We start from the raw sequence: 16,694 nt of genomic DNA, 5'->3' as shown, positions 1-16,694 counted from the left end.
TGGTGGCGGTGGCGGTGGCGGTGACGGAAGGGAAGGGCGGGCGGTGGCGCAGCAGGACGGCCGGGTGGGGCTCGGCACGATCGCACGGGAGTGGGGCCGGATCGGCGTCCTCGGCTTCGGCGGGCCGCCCGCGCACATCCTGCTGCTGCGCCGGCTCTGCGTGGAGCGGCACCGCCGGCTCTCCGCCGAGGAGTTCGAGGACGGTGTCGCGGCCACCAACCTGCTGCCCGGCCCGGCCTCCACCCAGCTGGCGATCTTCACCGCCTGGCGGCTGCGCGGCACCCCGGGCGCGCTGACCGGCGGGTTCTTCTTCATCGCGCCGGGCCTGGTGATGATCATCGCCCTGTCGGCGCTCTTCCTGGGCGGTGACCCGCCGCGCTGGGTGCTGGGCGCCGCGGCCGGCGCGGGCGCGGCCGTTCCGGCGGTCGCGGTGCAGGCGGCGGCGGCCCTCGTCCCGGCCGGGCTGGCCCGGATCGGTGCGACCCGGGCGGCCGGCGGGGCGGCGGGGCCGCGGCTGCGCTGGGCCGGCTACGCCCTGGCCGGCGCCACGGCCGCGGTGCTCGCCGGCCCGTGGCTGGTGCTGGTGCTGCTCGCGGCGGGGCTGGCCGAGGTCGCCGTCCGCCGTGCCCGCCCGGCACCCGGGCGGCGGCGGACCGCGCCGCTGCTGCCCGTGCTCGCGGCGGCCCCGGTGGCGGGCGGGCTCGGCGCGGTCGCCTGGGTCGCGCTCAAGGTGGGTGCGCTGTCGTACGGCGGCGGGTTCGTGATCATTCCGCTCATGCAGGCGGACGCGGTGCACCGGCACCACTGGATGACGGACGGGCAGTTCCTGAACGCCGTCGCGCTCGGCCAGATCACCCCCGGTCCGGTGGTGCACACCGTCGCCGCGGTCGGCTACGCCGCGGCGGGTCCGGTCGGGGCGCTGCTCGCCGCGGCCGTCGCCTTCGCGCCGTCGTTCGCGTTCGTGGTGTTCGGTGCCGCGCACTTCGACCGGCTGCGGGCCGACGCCCGGGTGCAGGACTTCCTCACGGGGGCGGGCCCGGCGACGGTCGGCGCCATCGCCGGGTCGGCGCTGCCGCTGGCGCTCGCCCTGCACCACGGCTGGCAGTTCGCCGTGCTCGCGGCGGCGGTCGGATGGCTGCCGGTCGCGCGGCGCGGGGCGGTCGGCTGCCTGCTGGCCGCGGGCGGGCTCGGGGTGCTCGCGGCGGCTGCGGGGCTGCCGGTCGCGTGAGGGGCGGGCCGCGGGGCTCAGCCCGGCACGGCCGCGGCCCGGGCGGCCGCCGTCCGCACCAGGGCGGTCATCAGCCGCAGGTCGTCGCCCTGCTCGGGGTGCCACTGCACGCCGATCGTGAAGCCGGCGCCCTCCACCGCCTCGACGGTGCCGTCCTCCGCCCACGCCGAGACGGACAGGCCCTCGCCGAGCCGGTCGACCGCCTGGTGGTGGAAGGTCGGCACGTCGACCCAGGCCTCCGGCAGCAGCCCGCCGACCAGGGTGCCGGGCACCGGCCGCACCGGGTGGCGCCCGTAGGTGTCGGCCGCGCCGACGTGCCCGAGGTGGCCGACGACGTCCGGCAGGTGCTGCAGGAGGGTGCCGCCGCACACCACGTTGAGGAGTTGCATGCCGCGGCAGATGCCGAGCACCGGCAGCCCGGCGTCGAGGGCGGCGCGCAGCAGGGCCGTCTCCCAGGCGTCCCGCTCGGGTTCGGAGGCGACCGTCTCCGGGTGCCGGGCCGCGCCGTACCGGGCGGGGTCGATGTCCGAGCCGCCGGCGATCACCAGGGCGTCGATCCGGGCGACGGCGTCGGCGGCGTGCTCGGCCGCGTCGGGCGGCAGCAGGACGGCGAGGCCGCCCGCGGCCTGCACCACGGCCGGGTAGCGCTCGCCCAGCAGGACCGTGCGGATGGTGTCCCAGCGGCCCCAGGCCGCTTCGAGGACGTGGGTGCTGATGCCGATCACAGGCCGTGGTGTCATGGCGCGCATTCTGCCGCCTCACCTGCTGCGACGCGGTGATCTGCCGTGTCGGCACGTCCGATCCCGCCGCCGTCCGCAGTACGACGTACGGTAACCGTGTCGTGTCGGAGCGTGGTGGTGCGGGAGGTGGGCGCGTGGACGGGACGCATCCGGAGGCGGTGCCCGGGCGGCTGGCCGGGCGGGTCGCGGTGGTCACCGGAGTCAGCGGCTTCGCCGGGGAGGCGGGGGCGGCGGTCGCCCGCCGGTTCGCCGCCGAGGGCGCGCGCGTGGTCTGCGCCGATCCGGACGAGCGGGCGGGGCAGGCGGTCGCGCGGTCGGTCGGCGGCCTGTTCGTGCACACCGACCCGCTCGACGAGTCCATGGTGGAGGCGCTCTTCGACGAGGCGTACGAGACGCTGGGCGGGGTCGACACCGTGGTCAACGGCCCGTGCGGGGCACCACCGGCCGACGGCCCGGTGCTCGACGTGCCGCCCGACGCCTGGCGGGTCGTCCAGGACACCCGGCTCACCGCGGTGTTCCTGTGCTGCCGGGCGGCGCTGCCCTACCTGCGGCGGCACGGGCACGGTTCGGTGGTCAGCCTGGCGGGCCCGGCGGCCGAGGGCGGGGTGGCCGCGGCGGTGGCCGCCGCGGGCGTCGCCGAACTCACCCGGGTGCTGGCCGGGCAGTTCGGCCCGGAGGGGATCCGCTTCAACGCGCTGGGCGGCGGAGGGGACGCGACCCGGCTGGCGGCCGCCGCCGCGTACCTCGCGAGCGACGACGCGGCCGGGGTCAACGGCACCCTGATCCGATTCTCACCGTAATCTCATCGCGGAACGGGCGATTCGGGCCCCGCGCTGATATCGGGCTTATGTGCGCGCCCTTAGATTCGGTGCCGTGAGCGAGCAGATTCCCGCCGGGTGGTACCCGGACCCGAAGGACACCACGACCGACCCGCGCCCCGAGCGCTACTGGGACGGCACCGGCTGGACGGCCACCACCCGGCCCGCCCCCGGCGCGCCGGCCGCCCCCGGGCCCGACGACGCCGCGCCCGGCGACACCACCGTGCTGGAGGGCCGGATCCTGGAGGACGGCTCGACCGTCCGCTACCCCGAGCTGCCGCCGATGCCGATGGGGGTCCCGCCGAAGAAGGCCCGGCGCAAGCCGTCGCGTGCCGTGGTGGTCGCGGCGGCCGTCGCGGCGGTGGCGGGTCTCGCGATCGGCTCCGGCGTCACGTACGCGGCGATGGACGACGGCCCGGACTCCGGTCCGCGCATCGCGGACGGCCGGGGCGGTGCCCGCCCCGGAGGGGGCGACGGGTTCGCCGGGCCGGAGGGCGGCTTCCCCGGCTTCGGGCTCCCGGGCCAGGGCGGCGGCAACGGGCAGGGCGGCGGCAACGGCCAGGGCGGCGGCAACGGTCAGGGCAAGGGTGGCGGCTCGCAGGCCGCCGACACCGCCGTCGACGTCCGTAACGCCATCAGCCTGCCCGTCCCGGCCGGCTGGACGGGCGGCACCAACACCACCGGCTACGCCGCGCTCAGCATCGGCTCCTACACCTGCGCCGACGGCAAGACCCAGTGCTCGCTGGCCGGGGCGAACTCCGGCAACCTCACCGGCAGCGACGTCAAGCAGGCGGCGCTCGCCGACATCGCCGCCGCCGCCGAGGACTCGTACGGCAAGATCACCTCCCACCAGGAGGTGAAGTCGGAGGCGGTCACCGTCAACGGCAGGAGCGGCTACCTGGTGCGCTGGAAGGTCGACGCCCCGCAGGGCAACGACGGCTACGTGGAGACGGTGGTCTTCCCGGGTGCCAAGGCCGGCACGCTGATCTCCGTGCACCTCGGCTTCGACATCGCCGACAAGGCACCCGACGTCGGCGTGATGGACACCATCGTCAAGGGCATCGCCACCGCCGAGGGCACCGGCGCGGGCGTCGGCGGCACCTCGGACGGCACGAACACCTGAGCCGGGGCCCGGCCCTCCTCCGGGCGGGCGGCCCGCCCGCTCAGAGGAAGGTCAGGCCCTCGCCGCGGTAGGTCGGCACCGTGTCGACCACCTCGTCGCCCCGGACGAGGTGCAGCTCGGCGAAGCGCTCGCACAGCTCGCCCGCCTTGGCGTGCCGGAACCACACCCGGTCGCCGATCAGCAGGTCGTCGGCGGCGGCGCCGAGCAGCGGGGTCTGCACCTCGCCGGCGCCCTCCTGCGGGTCGTACCGCAGGCCGGCCGGCAGGTACGGCACGGGGGAGCGGTCAGGTCCGGCCGCGCCCGAGGCCGGGTAGCCGCCCCCGAGCACCGTCACCACGCCGACCCCGGGGCGGCGGACGACGGGCTGCGCGAAGAGCGCCGCCGGGCGTCCCCGGAAGGACGTGTAGTTGTCGAACAGCCGGGGCACGTACAGGCCCGACCCGGCGGCGACCTCGGTCACGGCCGGCTCGGCGACCGTCGACTCGACGCTGCCCGTGCCGCCGCCGTTGACGAACTCCAGGTCGGCGACCTGCCGCAGCCGCCGGACGACCGCGGCGCGGCGCTCCGCGAGCTCGGCCCGGGCCCGCGTCTGCATCAGCCGGATCGCCGCCGACCGCAGCGGCCGCCCGGCCACCCGGTCGCCGACGCCGGCGATGTGCCCCTCGTACGCCATGAGGCCGACCACCGTGAAGCCGGGCCGGGTCTGCACCAGCTCGGCGAAGGCGGCGACGGCGTCGGGGGTGCGCAGCGGCGAGCGCCGCGCGCCGATCCGCACCCGGCCGCCCAGCATCTGCAGGGCGGTGTCGAGTTCGAGGCAGACCCGGACGACCTCCGGACCGCGGCGGGCGGCGTCGACGAGGTCGAGCTGGGCGGGGTCGTCGAGCAGCACGGTGATGCGGGCGGCCGCCACGGGGTCGGCGGTGAGCTCGCCGTAGGCGGCCCGGTCGGCGGACGGGTAGGCGAGGAGGACGTCGTCGAATCCGGCGCGGGCCAGCCAGAGGGATTCGGCGAGGGTGTAGCTCATGATCCCGGCGAAGCCGTCCATGGCGAGCACGCGCTCCAGCAGGGCCCGGCAGCGCACCGACTTGCTCGCCACCCGGATCGGCTTGCCCGCGGCGCGGCGCACCAGGTCGGCGGCGTTGGCGTCGAAGGCGTCGAGGTCGACGACGGCCAGCGGGGCCTCCAGGTGCGCGGTCGCCCGGTCGTAGCGGGCGCGGTCGGAGACGGTGCCGGGCGCGGCGGCGGCGAGGTCGGTGGCCATGGCGGCAGCGTGCCACATGCCGGCTACCGCTGGGTAGTGGCTTCGGGGGCCGGTGACCCGGACGCGGCCGGGGTGCCGGTGGCCCCGGTGCCGGTGCCGGTGGCCGCGGTGAAGCCGTCGGTGGCGGCCTCGGCGACCGACTCCACGAGCGCGATGCCCGCTTCCTTGGTGGTGGAGCCGTCGGTGAGCACGGTGACGAGCAGTTCGCGGCCGTCGTGGACGACCCGGCCGATGCTGTTGATCACCCACTCGCCCTCGGCGGTGCGCGGCAGCCAGCCGTTCTTGAGGTGCACGGCGCCCGTGTCGTCGGCGGCGGAGACGCCCCAGTCCTGGTCGGTGGCGATCTTCCCCATGAGGCCCTGCAGGTAGGTGCGGGACGGCGCGTCCAGCACGCTGTCGTCCTCGAACACCGTGCGCAGCAGCTGCAGCTGGTCGGCGGCCGTGGTGGTGGTCAGCCCCCAGTAGCCCTCCGTCCCGGCGGTGGTGGCGCTCAGGCCGAACGCGGTGTTGGCGCGGTCGAGGCCCTCGTCCGCGCCGACGGCCTGCCAGAGGCGGGTCGTCGCGTCGTTGTCGCTGTTCTCGATCATCAGCACGGCGTCGGCCTTCTGCTGCGCGGTCAGCTCGCCGGAGTTCTCCCACAGCAGCGTCGCGAGCACGTCGACCTTGACGATGCTGGCGGTGACGAAGGAGTCGGTGCCGTAGTCGGCACTCGCCCCGGAGAGCGGGTCGAGGACGCCGACCGCGACATGGCCGTCGGCGTCCCGCACGGCGTCCTGCACGGCGTCGGCGAGCCGGGCGTCCAGGTCGACCGCCGGGGTGGGGGAGGCGGTGGCCGAGACCGGGGCGGAGCGGTGGCCCGCGGCGGACCCGGAGTGGTAGGCCCAGGCGCCGGCCAGGGCGAGCACCAGCACGAGGGTCAGGGCCACGCGGCGTATGCGGCGCTTTCGCCGGCGCGCGGCCGTGCGGGCCTGTCGTCGGGACGTCATGCCGGTGATCCTGGGTCGGGCGTCTGTGGCCCGGGTGAGGCGCGGGTGAGTGCCGTCTGAGAAGCACCTCAGGGGTGGCATACCCTCGACGGGTGGAGCCCAAGAACATTCCGAACCCCGGATTCGCCGACGACGACGGCACCGCCGACCCGCGCCTCGCGCGGGCCCTCACCGCCTGGGACGCCGACGCGGCCGCCGAGCCGGAGCTGCTCGCGGCACTGACCCGCAGCCGGCTGATGGTGCCGATCGTGGCGCTGCTGGGGGAGGTCGGGGTGGGGGCGGACGGGCTGCGGCACGAGAAGAGCAGCGACATGGCGGTGCCCCTCGTCGAGGCCGCGGACGGCCGGCGCGCCCTGCCGGCGTTCACCTCGCTGGCGGCCATGGCCCGCTGGCGCGCCGACGCCCGCCCGGCGCCGGTGGCGGCGCCGCAGGCGGCGATGGTGGCGTACGCGGAGCGGGCGGACACCCTGCTGGTCGATCCGGCCGGTCCGGTCGCGTACCGGCTGAGCGGGGCCCGGCTGCGGGCGCTCGCGGAGAACCGGCCGTACCTGCCGCCGGCCCGTGATCCGCAGGTGCTGGCGGCGCTGCGGGAGCTGCTGGCGGCGGAGCCGGTCGTGGACCGCGGCTACCTGCGGCCCGGCCCGGAGGTCGACGCGGTGCTCGTGCTGGTGCCGGCCGCCGGCACGGCGGCGGAGGAGCTGCGCGGGCCGGTCGACCGGCTCGTCGCGGGGCTGGCCGAGGACGCCGTCCTGCGGGTGCGCCTGGAGCACGGGCTGCAGCTGGCGCTGCTGCGGGAGGGACCGGCGGGCGAGCCGTTCTACCGGCGGGACGCGCCCGCGCAGGTCTGAGCCGCGGCGGTGCGGGTCCGGGACACGGGCCGTGGGCCCGGATGCGCGGCGGACGCGCGCCCGGGCCCGGCGGTGTCAGGAGTAGACGGGGCCGGTGAACTTCTCGCCGGGGCCCGCGCCGGGGGCGTCCGGCACCAGGGAGGCCTCGCGGAAGGCGAGCTGCAGGGACTTCAGGCCGTCGCGCAGCGGCGCGGCGTGGAAGTTGCTGATCTCCGGGGCGCCCGCGGTGATCAGGCCGGCCAGCGCGGTGATGAGCTTGCGCGCCTCGTCGAGGTCCTTGTCGGCCTCGCCGCCCTCGGCCAGGCCGCACTTGACCGCGGCCGCGCTCATGAGGTGCACGGCGACGGTGGTGATCACCTCGACGGCGGGTACCTCGGCGATGTCGCGGGTGAGGTCGTCGAATCCGATCGCCTGGTCGTCGTGCTCGTGGGGCTGGCTGGTCAAGGTGACTCACTCCGTCGGGCCGGTGGACGTACACCAGGAGCGTACAAGGCGGCGTTGCCCGGCCGGACCTGCCGTCGCCGGGGCGGAATACCGGAGGTGGCGGGAACGCTGCTATGATTCGAGACTGACCGGCCAGGAATCCGCAAGGACGCCCGGCCAGCAAGTGGAGGCTCCACCCAGGAGGCCCGAGAGGGCAACCGCGAAAGTCTCCCACCCGATCGTCCTCCGGGTCGACGGGTCCCGGTCCGCGGCAGGTGCCGACCAGCACCGGCTGCCAGTGACGCCCGTCGAGGGCGCCCCGGTTGTGTGGAGCCCCGCTTGTACCGTGCGGGGCTTTTTTCGTGCGTTCGGTGCCTTTTCGGGCAGCGAAGCATGAATGAAGCCCCGCCCAGTGGTCGAAACCACGACGTGCGACCGCCGCCCGACGGCCGCATCGGAAAAAGGTGCAACCAAGGAGGCCCCATCAGCACCGAGCCCCGCATCAACGACCGGATTCGCGTCCCCGAGGTGCGACTCGTCGGTCCCAGCGGCGAGCAGGTCGGCATCGTGCCGCTTGCCAAGGCGCTGGAGCTTGCGCAGGAGTACGACCTCGACCTGGTCGAGGTGGCGGCGACGGCACGTCCGCCGGTCTGCAAGCTCATGGACTACGGCAAGTTCAAGTACGAGTCGGCCATGAAGGCCCGTGAGGCGCGGAAGAACCAGGCGCACACGGTCATCAAGGAGATGAAGCTCCGGCCGAAGATCGACCCGCACGACTATGACACCAAGAAGGGTCACGTCGTTCGGTTCCTCAAGCAGGGCGACAAGGTCAAGATCACGATCATGTTCCGCGGTCGTGAGCAGTCCCGCCCCGAGCTGGGTTTCCGACTGCTGCAGCGGCTTGCGGACGACGTCCAGGATCTGGGCTTCGTGGAGTCCTCGGCCAAGCAGGACGGCCGAAACATGATCATGGTCCTCGGCCCGCACAAGAAGAAGACCGAGGCGATGGCCGAGGCCCGTGCCATTGCGGACGCCCGCAAGGCCGAGCGCCAGGGCCGTACCCTGACCGGCTCCGAGCAGGACGAGCCGATCGAGGACGACGAGGCGGACCTCTCCGCCGAGGACGAGTCGATCGAGGAGTCCGCGGAGCCCGCCGAGGTTGCCGAGGTCGAGCAGCCGGCCGAGGCCGCGCAGGACAGCTGAGCCCCCGGGCTCGGCCGACCGCACGGTCCGGCCAACCGGGCCGGAGCTCCCGCTCCGGCCCTGCAGAGAAATCCACTCCCGGCCCGCACAGCAGTGCGCGGGCCGGGGCGGACCGACGAGGAGAAACGGCGACATGCCGAAGCAGAAGACGCACAGCGGCGCCAGCAAGCGCTTCAAGATCACTGGCTCCGGGAAGGTGCTGCGCGAGCGTGCCGGCCGTCGCCACCTGTTGGAGCACAAGCCCTCGACGCTGACCCGCAAGCTTGCCGGCACCGTCCAGCTGGCCCCCGCCGACGCCAAGAAGATCAAGAAGCTTCTCGGCAAGTGATCGCCCACCCGCGGCCCAGGCCGCGGGAGACGGCTGATCCTTCCCGACCCGATCGATTGACGGACCGCCCGGAGCCATCCGCGGTCCAACCCAAGGAGTAATCACGTGGCACGCGTCAAGCGGGCAGTAAACGCCCACAAGAAGCGCCGGGTCATCCTCGAGCGGGCCAGCGGTTACCGCGGCCAGCGCTCCCGCCTTTACCGCAAGGCGAAGGAGCAGGTCACCCACTCGCTCGTCTACAACTTCAACGACCGCAAGAAGCGCAAGGGCGACTTCCGCCAGCTGTGGATCCAGCGCATCAACGCTGCGGCCCGCGCCAACGGCGTCACCTACAACCGCTTCGTCCAGGGCCTGAAGGCCGCGGGCGTCGAGATCGACCGCAAGATGCTGGCCGACCTGGCCGTCAACGACGCCGCCGCGTTCGCGGTGCTCGTCGAGGTCGCCCAGAAGGCTCTGCCGGAGGACGTCAACGCCCCCAAGGTCGCCGCCTGATCCAGGCGCCGGCACGGCAGTTGAGCACGTAGGGCCCGCAGGTGACCAACGCCTGCGGGCCCGAAGCGTCTTTCCCGGCGTTCCCAGCGAACGCCTTCCTCCGGAGAACGAGAGCATGCAGAGCACCGACACCCCCCTGCTCACCTCCCTGCGCTCCCCGCGCGTCGTCGCCGCCCGCAAGCTGGCGCGACGCAACCAGCGCTCCAAGGACCGCCGCTTCCTCGCCGAGGGCCCGCAGGCCGTCCGCGAGGCCGTGGCGTACGGGCGGCTGCCGGGCTCCGCGGACCACGCCGTGGTGGAGATCTACCTCACCGCGCAGGCACTGGAACGGCACGCCGACATCGTCGACGCCGCCGGGCAGGCCGGGCTGCCGCTGCTCACCGCCACCGACGAGGTGATCGCGGAGATCTGCGACACCGTCACCCCGCAGGGCATCGTCGCGCTCTGCCGCTTCATCGACACCCCCTTCGAGGAGGTGCTGGCGGCCCGTCCGCAGCTGGTCGCCGTGCTCGCGCACGTGCGCGACCCCGGCAACGCCGGCACCGTGCTGCGCACCGCAGACGCGGCCGGCGCGGACGCGGTGATCCTCACCGACGCCTCCGTCGACCCGTACAACCCGAAGGCCGTGCGGGCCTCCGTCGGCAGCCTCTTCCACCTGCCCTTCGCCACCGGCGTGCCGGTCGAGGAGGCCGTGGCCCGGCTGCGCGCGGCGGGCGTGCGCGTGCTGGCCGCCGACGGCGCCGGTGTGCGCGACCTCGACCAGGAGCTCGACGAGGGCACCCTCGGCGCGCCCGGCGCCTGGGTGTTCGGCAACGAGGCGTGGGGCCTGCCGGAGGAGACCCGCGCACTCGCCGACGAGGTGGTGCGCGTGCCCATCCACGGACACGCCGAGAGCCTCAACCTCGCCACGGCCGCCGCCGTCTGCCTCTACGCTTCGGCCCGCGCCCAGCGCTCGCCCGGAGGGTGTCGCACACGGGCGCAGGAGCGCTAGGGTCGGCCTCGTCGGGGGCGGGAACGCGGTGGGTCAGGGGAGGACGCCCATGGTCGGGGACGGGACGGGGCTCGACCCGGACGACCTGCCGGACGGCCTGGTGGTCGCCGGTGAGGACGGCCGGGTGGTCTGCTTCAACAGCGCGGCGGCCCGGCTCACCGGCCGCAGGCCCGAGGCCGTGCTGGGCGCCCTGCTGGAGGAGGCCCTCCCGCTGGAGGACCTCGACGGCCGCCGCTGGTGGAAGATCTCCGATCCGTACGGCGGCCTCGCCATCCGCACCGGCCAGCCCGAGCGCAACCTGCTGCTGCCCGGGGGCTGCGAGGTGCTCGTCTCCGCCCGGTACGTCCGGGAGCGGCCCGGCGGGCCCGTCCGGCGGGTCGTGGTGGCGCTGCGCGGCACCGAGGCCCGGCGCCGTACCGAACGCAGCCACGCCGAGCTCATCGCCACCGTCGCGCACGAGCTGCGCTCCCCGCTGACCAGCGTCAAGGGCTTCACCGCGACGCTGCTCGCCAAGTGGGAGCGGTTCAACGACGGCCAGAAGCGCGTGATGCTGGAGACCGTGGACGCCGACGCCGACCGGGTCACCCGGCTGATCGCCGAACTCCTCGACATCTCCCGGATCGACGCGGGCCGGCTGGAGGTGCGCAAGCAGGTCGTCGACCTGGCGGCCGCCGTCCGCCGGCACGTGGACGGCAAGGTCGCGGCGGGCATCCCCGCCGAGCGGTTCGACATCCGCATCACCGAACCCCTCGGCCAGCAGTGGGCCGACCCGGACAAGATCGACCAGGTGCTGGGCAACCTGCTGGAAAATGCGGTGCGGCACGGCGAGGGGACTGTCACCATCGAGGTGGCACCGGCCCGCGAGCTCGTCGAGGAGGCCGGCCGAGGGCTCCCGGGCACCCCGCCCCGGATCGTGGAAGGGACAGCGGTCACCGTGAGCGACGAAGGCGAAGGCATCCCCGAGGAGTCGATGCCGCGCGTCTTCACCCGCTTCTGGCGTGGTTCCAAGCGCGGCGGCACCGGCCTGGGCCTCTACATCGTCAAGGGCATCGTCGAAGCCCACGGCGGCGCGATCCGGATCAGCCGCGCGCCCTCCGGCGGCGCCCGGTTCCGATTCATCCTGCCCGCCGGCGTGCCCGACTTCATGCTCTAGGGCGGGTCTGACGATTCCCGGCGGGCTCACCGCGCGCACGGCCCCGGACGGGCGAACCGGCCGTCGGCGTGCTGCGACTACACTCGACCTTTGGCGTTGTGGGACGCCCTGCGCGGCCGCGCCGCGGACACCCCTCCCGTCACCGGGGCGGGGGACGCCCGTGTTCCGGCCACGCCGGGCGTAGCGCAAGGGCGAGCCATCCACTTCACGAGCAGGAGCACGGGAAAGATAGAGATGTCGGCACCCAACAAGTCGTACGACCCGGTCGAGGTCGAGGCACTCAAGCCCGAGGTGGTGGAGCAGGCCCGGGACGAGGCGATCGCCGCGTTCGCGGAGGCCGGCGACCTCGACGCGCTCAAGCAGGCCAAGGTCGCCCACACCGGCGACCGTTCGCCCCTCGCCCTCGCCAACCGGGAGATCGGCGCCCTGCCGCCGCACGCCAAGGCCGCGGCGGGCAAGCTGATCGGCCAGGCCCGCGGAGCGGTCAACCAGGCCCTGGCCCGGCGCCAGACCGAGCTGGAGGCGGAGCGCGACGCGCGCGTCCTCGTCGAGGAGGCGGTGGACGTCACGCTGCCGTACGGCCGCGCACCCCGCGGCGCCCGGCACCCGCTGACCACCCTCGCCGAGCGCATCGAGGACACCTTCGTGGCCATGGGCTACGAGGTCGCCTCCGGCCCCGAGGTCGAGGCGGAGTGGCTCAACTTCGACGCCCTCAACCTGCACGCGGACCACCCGGCCCGCTCCATGCAGGACACGTTCTTCGTGCAGGCCCCGGACGGCTCCGCCGACTCCGGCGTCGTGCTGCGCACCCAGACCTCCCCGGTGCAGATCCGCACCATGCTGGAGCGCCGGCCCCCGCTGTACGCGGTGAGCCCCGGCCGGGTCTACCGCACCGACGAGCTCGACGCCACGCACACCCCGGTGTTCCGCCAGGTCGAGGGCCTCGCGATCGACGAGGGCATCACCTTCGCCGACCTCAAGGGCACCATCGAGGTGCTCGTCGAGAAGCTCATCGGCGGCCACCTGGAGCTGCGCTGGCGGCCCTCGTACTTCCCCTTCACCGAGCCGAGCGCCGAGGTCGACCTCCAGTGCTTCGTCTGCCGCGGTGAGAGCGTCGGCAACCCGGACCGCCCCTGCCGCACCTGCTCCTCCGAGGGCTGGATCGAGCTCGGCGGCTGCGGCGTCGTCAACCCGCGGGTGCTGATCGCCGCCGGTGTCGACCCCGGCCGCTACAGCGGGTTCGCCTTCGGCCTGGGCCTGGAGCGAATCCTGATGAACCGCCACAACGTCGCCGACATGCGCGACATGGTCGAGGGTGACGTCCGCTTCACCCTCCCGTTCGGGATGGAGATCTGATGCGCGTCCCGCTTTCCTGGCTGCGCGAGTACGTCGACCTGCCCGCCGGTGAGACCGGCCGTGACGTGGCGGCCCGGCTCGTCCGCGCCGGCCTGGAGGTCGAGACCGTCGAGCAGCTCGGCGCCGACCTCAAGGGCCCGCTGGTGGTCGGCCAGGTGCTCTCCGTCGAGGTGCTGTCCGGCTTCAAGAAGCCGATCCGGCACTGCTTCGTCAACGTCGGCGACGCCAACGGCACCGGCGAGCCGCAGGAGATCGTCTGCGGCGCGACCAACTTCCAGGTCGGCGACAAGGTCGTCGTCGTGCTCCCCGGCGCGGTGCTGCCCGGCCCGTTCCCGATCGCGGCGCGCGAGACCTACGGCCACACCTCGGCCGGCATGATCTGCTCCGCCCGCGAGCTCGGCATGGGCGACGACCACGACGGCATCCTCGTGCTGCCCTCGCACCACGAGGTCGGCACCGACGCGATCGAGCTGCTCCAGCTCGTCGACGAGGTGCTCGACATCGCGGTCACGCCCGACCGCGGCTACTGCCTCTCCCTGCGCGGCGTGGCCCGCGAGGCCGCCGCCGCGTACGGCCTGCCGCTGGCCGACCCGGCGCTGCTCGACGTGCCCCCGGCCAACGCCTACGGCTACCCGGTGAAGGTCTCCGACCCGGCGGGCTGCGACCGCTTCGTCGCCCGCACGGTGACCGGCGTTGACCCAGCCGCGCCGTCGCCGTTCTGGCTGCAGCGCCGCCTGCAGAAGGCCGGCATCCGGCCGATCTCGCTGACCGTCGACATCACCAACTACGTGATGCTGGAGGTCGGCCAGCCGCTGCACGCGTACGACCGGTCCCGGCTCGACGGCCCGATCCACGTCCGCCGGGCGGAGGAGGGCGAGACCCTCACCACCCTCGACGGCGTCAAGCGCAAGCTCGTCGCCGAGGACCTGCTGATCTGCGACAACTCCGGCCCGATCGGCCTGGCCGGCGTGATGGGCGGTGCCACCACCGAGATCCTCGACACCGTCGTGGACCCGGAGACCGGCGAGGTCACCGGCTCGACCGAGATCGTCGTCGAGGCCGCGCACTTCGACCCGATCAGCGTCGCCCGCACGGCGAAGCGGCACAAGCTGCCCTCCGAGGCGTCCAAGCGCTTCGAGCGCGGCGTCGACCCGGAGGCCGCCCGCGCCGCCGCCCAGCGCGCCGTCGACCTGCTGGTGCTGATCGCCGGCGGCACCGCCGAGGCCGGGGTCACCGACATCGCCGCACCGCACCCGGTGCGCACCATCTCGATCGCGGCCGAGCTGCCCGACCGCGTCGCCGGCACCGAGTACGGCCGCGAGACCGTCACCCGGCGCCTGCAGGAGGTCGGCTGTTCGGTCTCCGGCGCGGACGTCCTGGAGGTCACCCCGCCGAGCTGGCGCCCCGACCTCACGGACCCGTACGACCTCGCGGAGGAGGTCATCCGGCTGGAGGGCTACGACAACGTGCCCGCCCGGATGCCCAACGTGCCGCCCGGCCGCGGTCTGACCGACGCCCAGCGCTTCCACCGCCGCGCGGGCGTGGCCCTCGCGGCCGCGGGCTTCGTCGAGATCAACGCCTACCCGTTCGTCGGCGACGCGGCCTTCGACGCGCTCGGCCTGGAGAAGGACGACGAGCGGCGCCGCACGGTCAAGCTCGTCAACCCGCTCAACGACGAGGAGCCGGCGCTGCGCACCACGCTGCTGCCCGGCCTCCTCGGCTCGCTGCGCCGCAACGTCGGCCGCGGCAACACCGACCTCGCGCTCTTCGAGACGGGCACGGTCTTCCTGCCCAAGGACGAGCTGAAGGTCGCCCCGCGGCTGCCCGTCGACCGGCGGCCCACCGAGGCGGAGCTCGCCGAGCTCGACGCCGCGCTGCCGGACCAGCCGCGCCGGGTCGCGGTCGCCCTCGCGGGCGAGCGGGTACCCTCCGGCTGGTGGGGCAAGGGCGCCGGCGCCTCCTGGGCCGACGCGGTGGAGGCGGCCCGTACGGTCGCCGCCGCGGCCAACCTGGAGCTGACCGTCCGCCAGGGGCAGCGCGCCCCGTGGCACCCCGGCCGCTGCGCCGAGCTCGTCGTGGACGGCCGTGTGGTCGGCCACGCGGGCGAGCTGCACCCGCGGGTGGTCAAGGCGATGCACCTGCCCGAGCGCACCGCCGCGATGGAGATCGACCTCGACGTGCTCCTGGCGGACGGCGCCCGCAGGGTGTCCGGGCCGGCGGTCTCCGCCTACCCGGTCGCCACCCAGGACGTCGCGCTGATCGTCGACTCCGCCGTGCCGGCCGCCGAGGTGGAGGCCGCGCTGCGCGACGGCGCCGGCGAACTGCTGGAGGCCGTCCGGCTGTTCGACGTGTTCACCGGCGAGCAGGCGGGTGCCGGCAAGAAGTCGCTGGCGTACACGCTGCGGTTCCGGGCCGCTGACCGCACGCTGACCGCGGACGAGGCCTCGGCCGCGCGCGAGTCGGCGGTGGCGGTCGCGGCGGCCCGCACCGGCGCGGTGCTGCGCGGCGCCTGACGCCCGATCGGCCCGAAGGGCCCCGTCCCGGACCTGAGTCCGGGGCGGGGCCCTTCGGCGTTCCAGGGCGTGGTGGGCGCCGCTGCCGGGGCTGTCCGGCCGACGGTGGGTCAGGGCCGCTGCGGGGCGGCCGGGCCCGGCGAACGTCAGCGGTGGCTTAAGGCGGCGTGCAGGTTGGTGCGCACCTCTTGCGGGTTTCATGCCATGACCGCTTCACTCTTGGTTAGGAAAGTTTCCTAACCGAAGCTCGGGCACTCCTGTGCCCGGGCGCAGTCGAGCTGACGGAGCGCCCCATGCCCGCACCGCACCGCACCGCCCGCACCAGCCCCCGCACCCACCGCGCCCGCCCCCGGGCCGGCCGGACCGCCCTCGCGATCCTGCTCGCCGCCGTCCCGCTGACCGTCGCCACCGTCGCCGTCGGCGCGCCCGGCGCCGGAGCGTCCGTCGTCACGGCCGCCGCCGTCGGCCTCGACGACGCGCACAAGAAGGACATCGCCATGCAGCTCGTCTCCAGCGCCGAGAACTCCTCGCTCGACTGGAAGGCGCAGTACCCCTACATCGAGGACATCGGCGACGGCCGCGGCTACACCGCCGGCATCATCGGCTTCTGCTCCGGCACCGGCGACATGCTCGACCTCGTCGAGCACTACACCGACCTCAAGCCCGGCAACGTCCTCGCCAAGTACCTCCCCGCCCTGCGGAAGGTCGACGGCACCGACTCGCACACCGGCCTCGGCTCCGCCTTCACCAGGGACTGGGCCACCGCCGCCAAGGACGGCACCTTCCGGCAGGCCCAGGACGACGAGCGCGACCGCGTCTACTTCGACCCGTCCGTCGCGCAGGCCAAGAAGGACGGGCTCCGCGCCCTCGGCCAGTTCGTCTACTACGACGCCATCGTCATGCACGGCCCCGGCAGCAGCTCCGACAGCTTCGGCGGCATCCGCGCCGCCGCCATGAAGAAGGCCAGGACCCCCGCCCAGGGCGGCGACGAGACCGCCTACCTCAACGCCTTCCTCGACGCCCGCAAGGTCGTCATGAAGCAGGAGGAGGCCCACGCCGACACCAGCCGCGTCGACACCGCCCAGCGGGTCTTCCTGAACGCGCGGAACTTCGACCTCAACCCGCCGCTGAAGTGGAAGGTCTACGGCGACCCGTACCAGATCAACAGCTGAGACCGCTGCCGCGCCCGGCCCGCGGCACGCGGGAGGGCCCGGAGGCGGACTGCGCCCCC

General features: G+C 74.5%; 16 protein-coding genes. 12 read left to right on the top strand and 4 right to left on the bottom strand.

Annotated elements, in window-relative coordinates; genetic code table 11:
* Positions 1-43 precede the first annotated feature (43 nt).
* On the top strand, positions 44-1,228 hold the full coding sequence (gene chrA, locus OG335_RS08850; RefSeq protein ID WP_405010483.1) for a chromate efflux transporter: 1,185 nt from the start codon (positions 44-46) through the stop codon (positions 1,226-1,228).
* A gap of 17 nt (positions 1,229-1,245) precedes the next feature.
* Here the strand turns inward: chrA and OG335_RS08845 are convergent, their stop codons facing one another.
* The gene (locus OG335_RS08845) at positions 1,246-1,968 is read right to left on the bottom strand and encodes a gamma-glutamyl-gamma-aminobutyrate hydrolase family protein (RefSeq protein ID WP_405010482.1); all 723 of its coding nucleotides are present in this window, start codon (positions 1,966-1,968) and stop codon (positions 1,246-1,248) included.
* Positions 1,969-2,102: 134 nt separating this feature from the next.
* Here OG335_RS08845 and OG335_RS08840 point away from each other — a divergent pair, with 134 nt between their 5' ends.
* Positions 2,103-2,768 (top strand): SDR family oxidoreductase, encoded by a 666-nt coding sequence (locus OG335_RS08840; RefSeq protein WP_405010481.1) that lies wholly within the window; start codon positions 2,103-2,105, stop codon positions 2,766-2,768.
* Positions 2,769-2,841: 73 nt separating this feature from the next.
* On the top strand, positions 2,842-3,909 hold the full coding sequence (locus tag OG335_RS08835) for a DUF2510 domain-containing protein (protein ID WP_405010480.1): 1,068 nt from the start codon (positions 2,842-2,844) through the stop codon (positions 3,907-3,909).
* 40 nt (positions 3,910-3,949) lie between these two features.
* Here the strand turns inward: OG335_RS08835 and OG335_RS08830 are convergent, their stop codons facing one another.
* Entirely contained in the window at positions 3,950-5,170 is a 1,221-nt protein-coding gene (locus OG335_RS08830; RefSeq protein ID WP_405010479.1) for an amino acid deaminase/aldolase, read from the bottom strand.
* 23 nt (positions 5,171-5,193) lie between these two features.
* A complete protein-coding gene (locus OG335_RS08825) occupies positions 5,194-6,156 on the bottom strand; it encodes a serine hydrolase (protein WP_405010478.1) in 963 nt (320 codons plus the stop codon).
* Positions 6,157-6,248: 92 nt separating this feature from the next.
* Here OG335_RS08825 and OG335_RS08820 point away from each other — a divergent pair, with 92 nt between their 5' ends.
* Entirely contained in the window at positions 6,249-7,004 is a 756-nt protein-coding gene (locus OG335_RS08820) for an SseB family protein (RefSeq protein WP_405010477.1), read from the top strand.
* 75 nt (positions 7,005-7,079) lie between these two features.
* On the opposite strand, the gene OG335_RS08815 is transcribed toward OG335_RS08820, so the two are convergent.
* Positions 7,080-7,448 (bottom strand): DUF1844 domain-containing protein, encoded by a 369-nt coding sequence (locus OG335_RS08815; RefSeq protein WP_405010476.1) that lies wholly within the window; start codon positions 7,446-7,448, stop codon positions 7,080-7,082.
* A gap of 432 nt (positions 7,449-7,880) precedes the next feature.
* Here OG335_RS08815 and infC point away from each other — a divergent pair, with 432 nt between their 5' ends.
* The 8 genes from infC (at position 7,881) to OG335_RS08775 (ending at position 16,635) form a co-directional block, all read left to right on the top strand.
* A complete protein-coding gene (infC, locus tag OG335_RS08810) occupies positions 7,881-8,630 on the top strand; it encodes a translation initiation factor IF-3 (RefSeq protein WP_405015337.1) in 750 nt (249 codons plus the stop codon).
* A 133-nt stretch (positions 8,631-8,763) separates the two neighbouring features.
* Positions 8,764-8,958 (top strand): 50S ribosomal protein L35, encoded by a 195-nt coding sequence (gene rpmI / locus OG335_RS08805; protein WP_405010475.1) that lies wholly within the window; start codon positions 8,764-8,766, stop codon positions 8,956-8,958.
* A gap of 105 nt (positions 8,959-9,063) precedes the next feature.
* Positions 9,064-9,450, top strand: a complete 387-nt coding sequence (gene rplT, locus OG335_RS08800; RefSeq protein ID WP_405010474.1) for a 50S ribosomal protein L20 — start codon at positions 9,064-9,066, stop codon at positions 9,448-9,450.
* A gap of 115 nt (positions 9,451-9,565) precedes the next feature.
* Positions 9,566-10,441 (top strand): TrmH family RNA methyltransferase, encoded by an 876-nt coding sequence (locus OG335_RS08795; RefSeq protein WP_405010473.1) that lies wholly within the window; start codon positions 9,566-9,568, stop codon positions 10,439-10,441.
* A gap of 49 nt (positions 10,442-10,490) precedes the next feature.
* Positions 10,491-11,594: an ATP-binding protein gene (locus tag OG335_RS08790; RefSeq protein WP_405010472.1), complete on the top strand. Its 1,104-nt coding sequence runs from the start codon at positions 10,491-10,493 to the stop codon at positions 11,592-11,594.
* 234 nt (positions 11,595-11,828) lie between these two features.
* Entirely contained in the window at positions 11,829-12,950 is a 1,122-nt protein-coding gene (pheS, locus tag OG335_RS08785) for a phenylalanine--tRNA ligase subunit alpha (protein WP_405010471.1), read from the top strand.
* Positions 12,950-15,463 (top strand): phenylalanine--tRNA ligase subunit beta, encoded by a 2,514-nt coding sequence (gene pheT / locus OG335_RS08780; protein WP_405010470.1) that lies wholly within the window; start codon positions 12,950-12,952, stop codon positions 15,461-15,463. Before pheS ends, pheT begins: the two co-directional genes overlap by 1 nt.
* Before the next feature lie 293 nt (positions 15,464-15,756).
* Complete coding sequence (locus OG335_RS08775; RefSeq protein WP_405010469.1) at positions 15,757-16,635, top strand: chitosanase; 879 nt, start codon at positions 15,757-15,759, stop codon at positions 16,633-16,635.
* Positions 16,636-16,694: the final 59 nt, after the last annotated feature.

This window comes from Kitasatospora sp. NBC_01539, assembly GCF_045040525.1.
Lineage (GTDB): Bacteria > Actinomycetota > Actinomycetes > Streptomycetales > Streptomycetaceae > Kitasatospora.
Note: the sequence above shows the minus strand (reverse complement) of the source record. Positions and strands in the feature narration are given on the sequence as shown.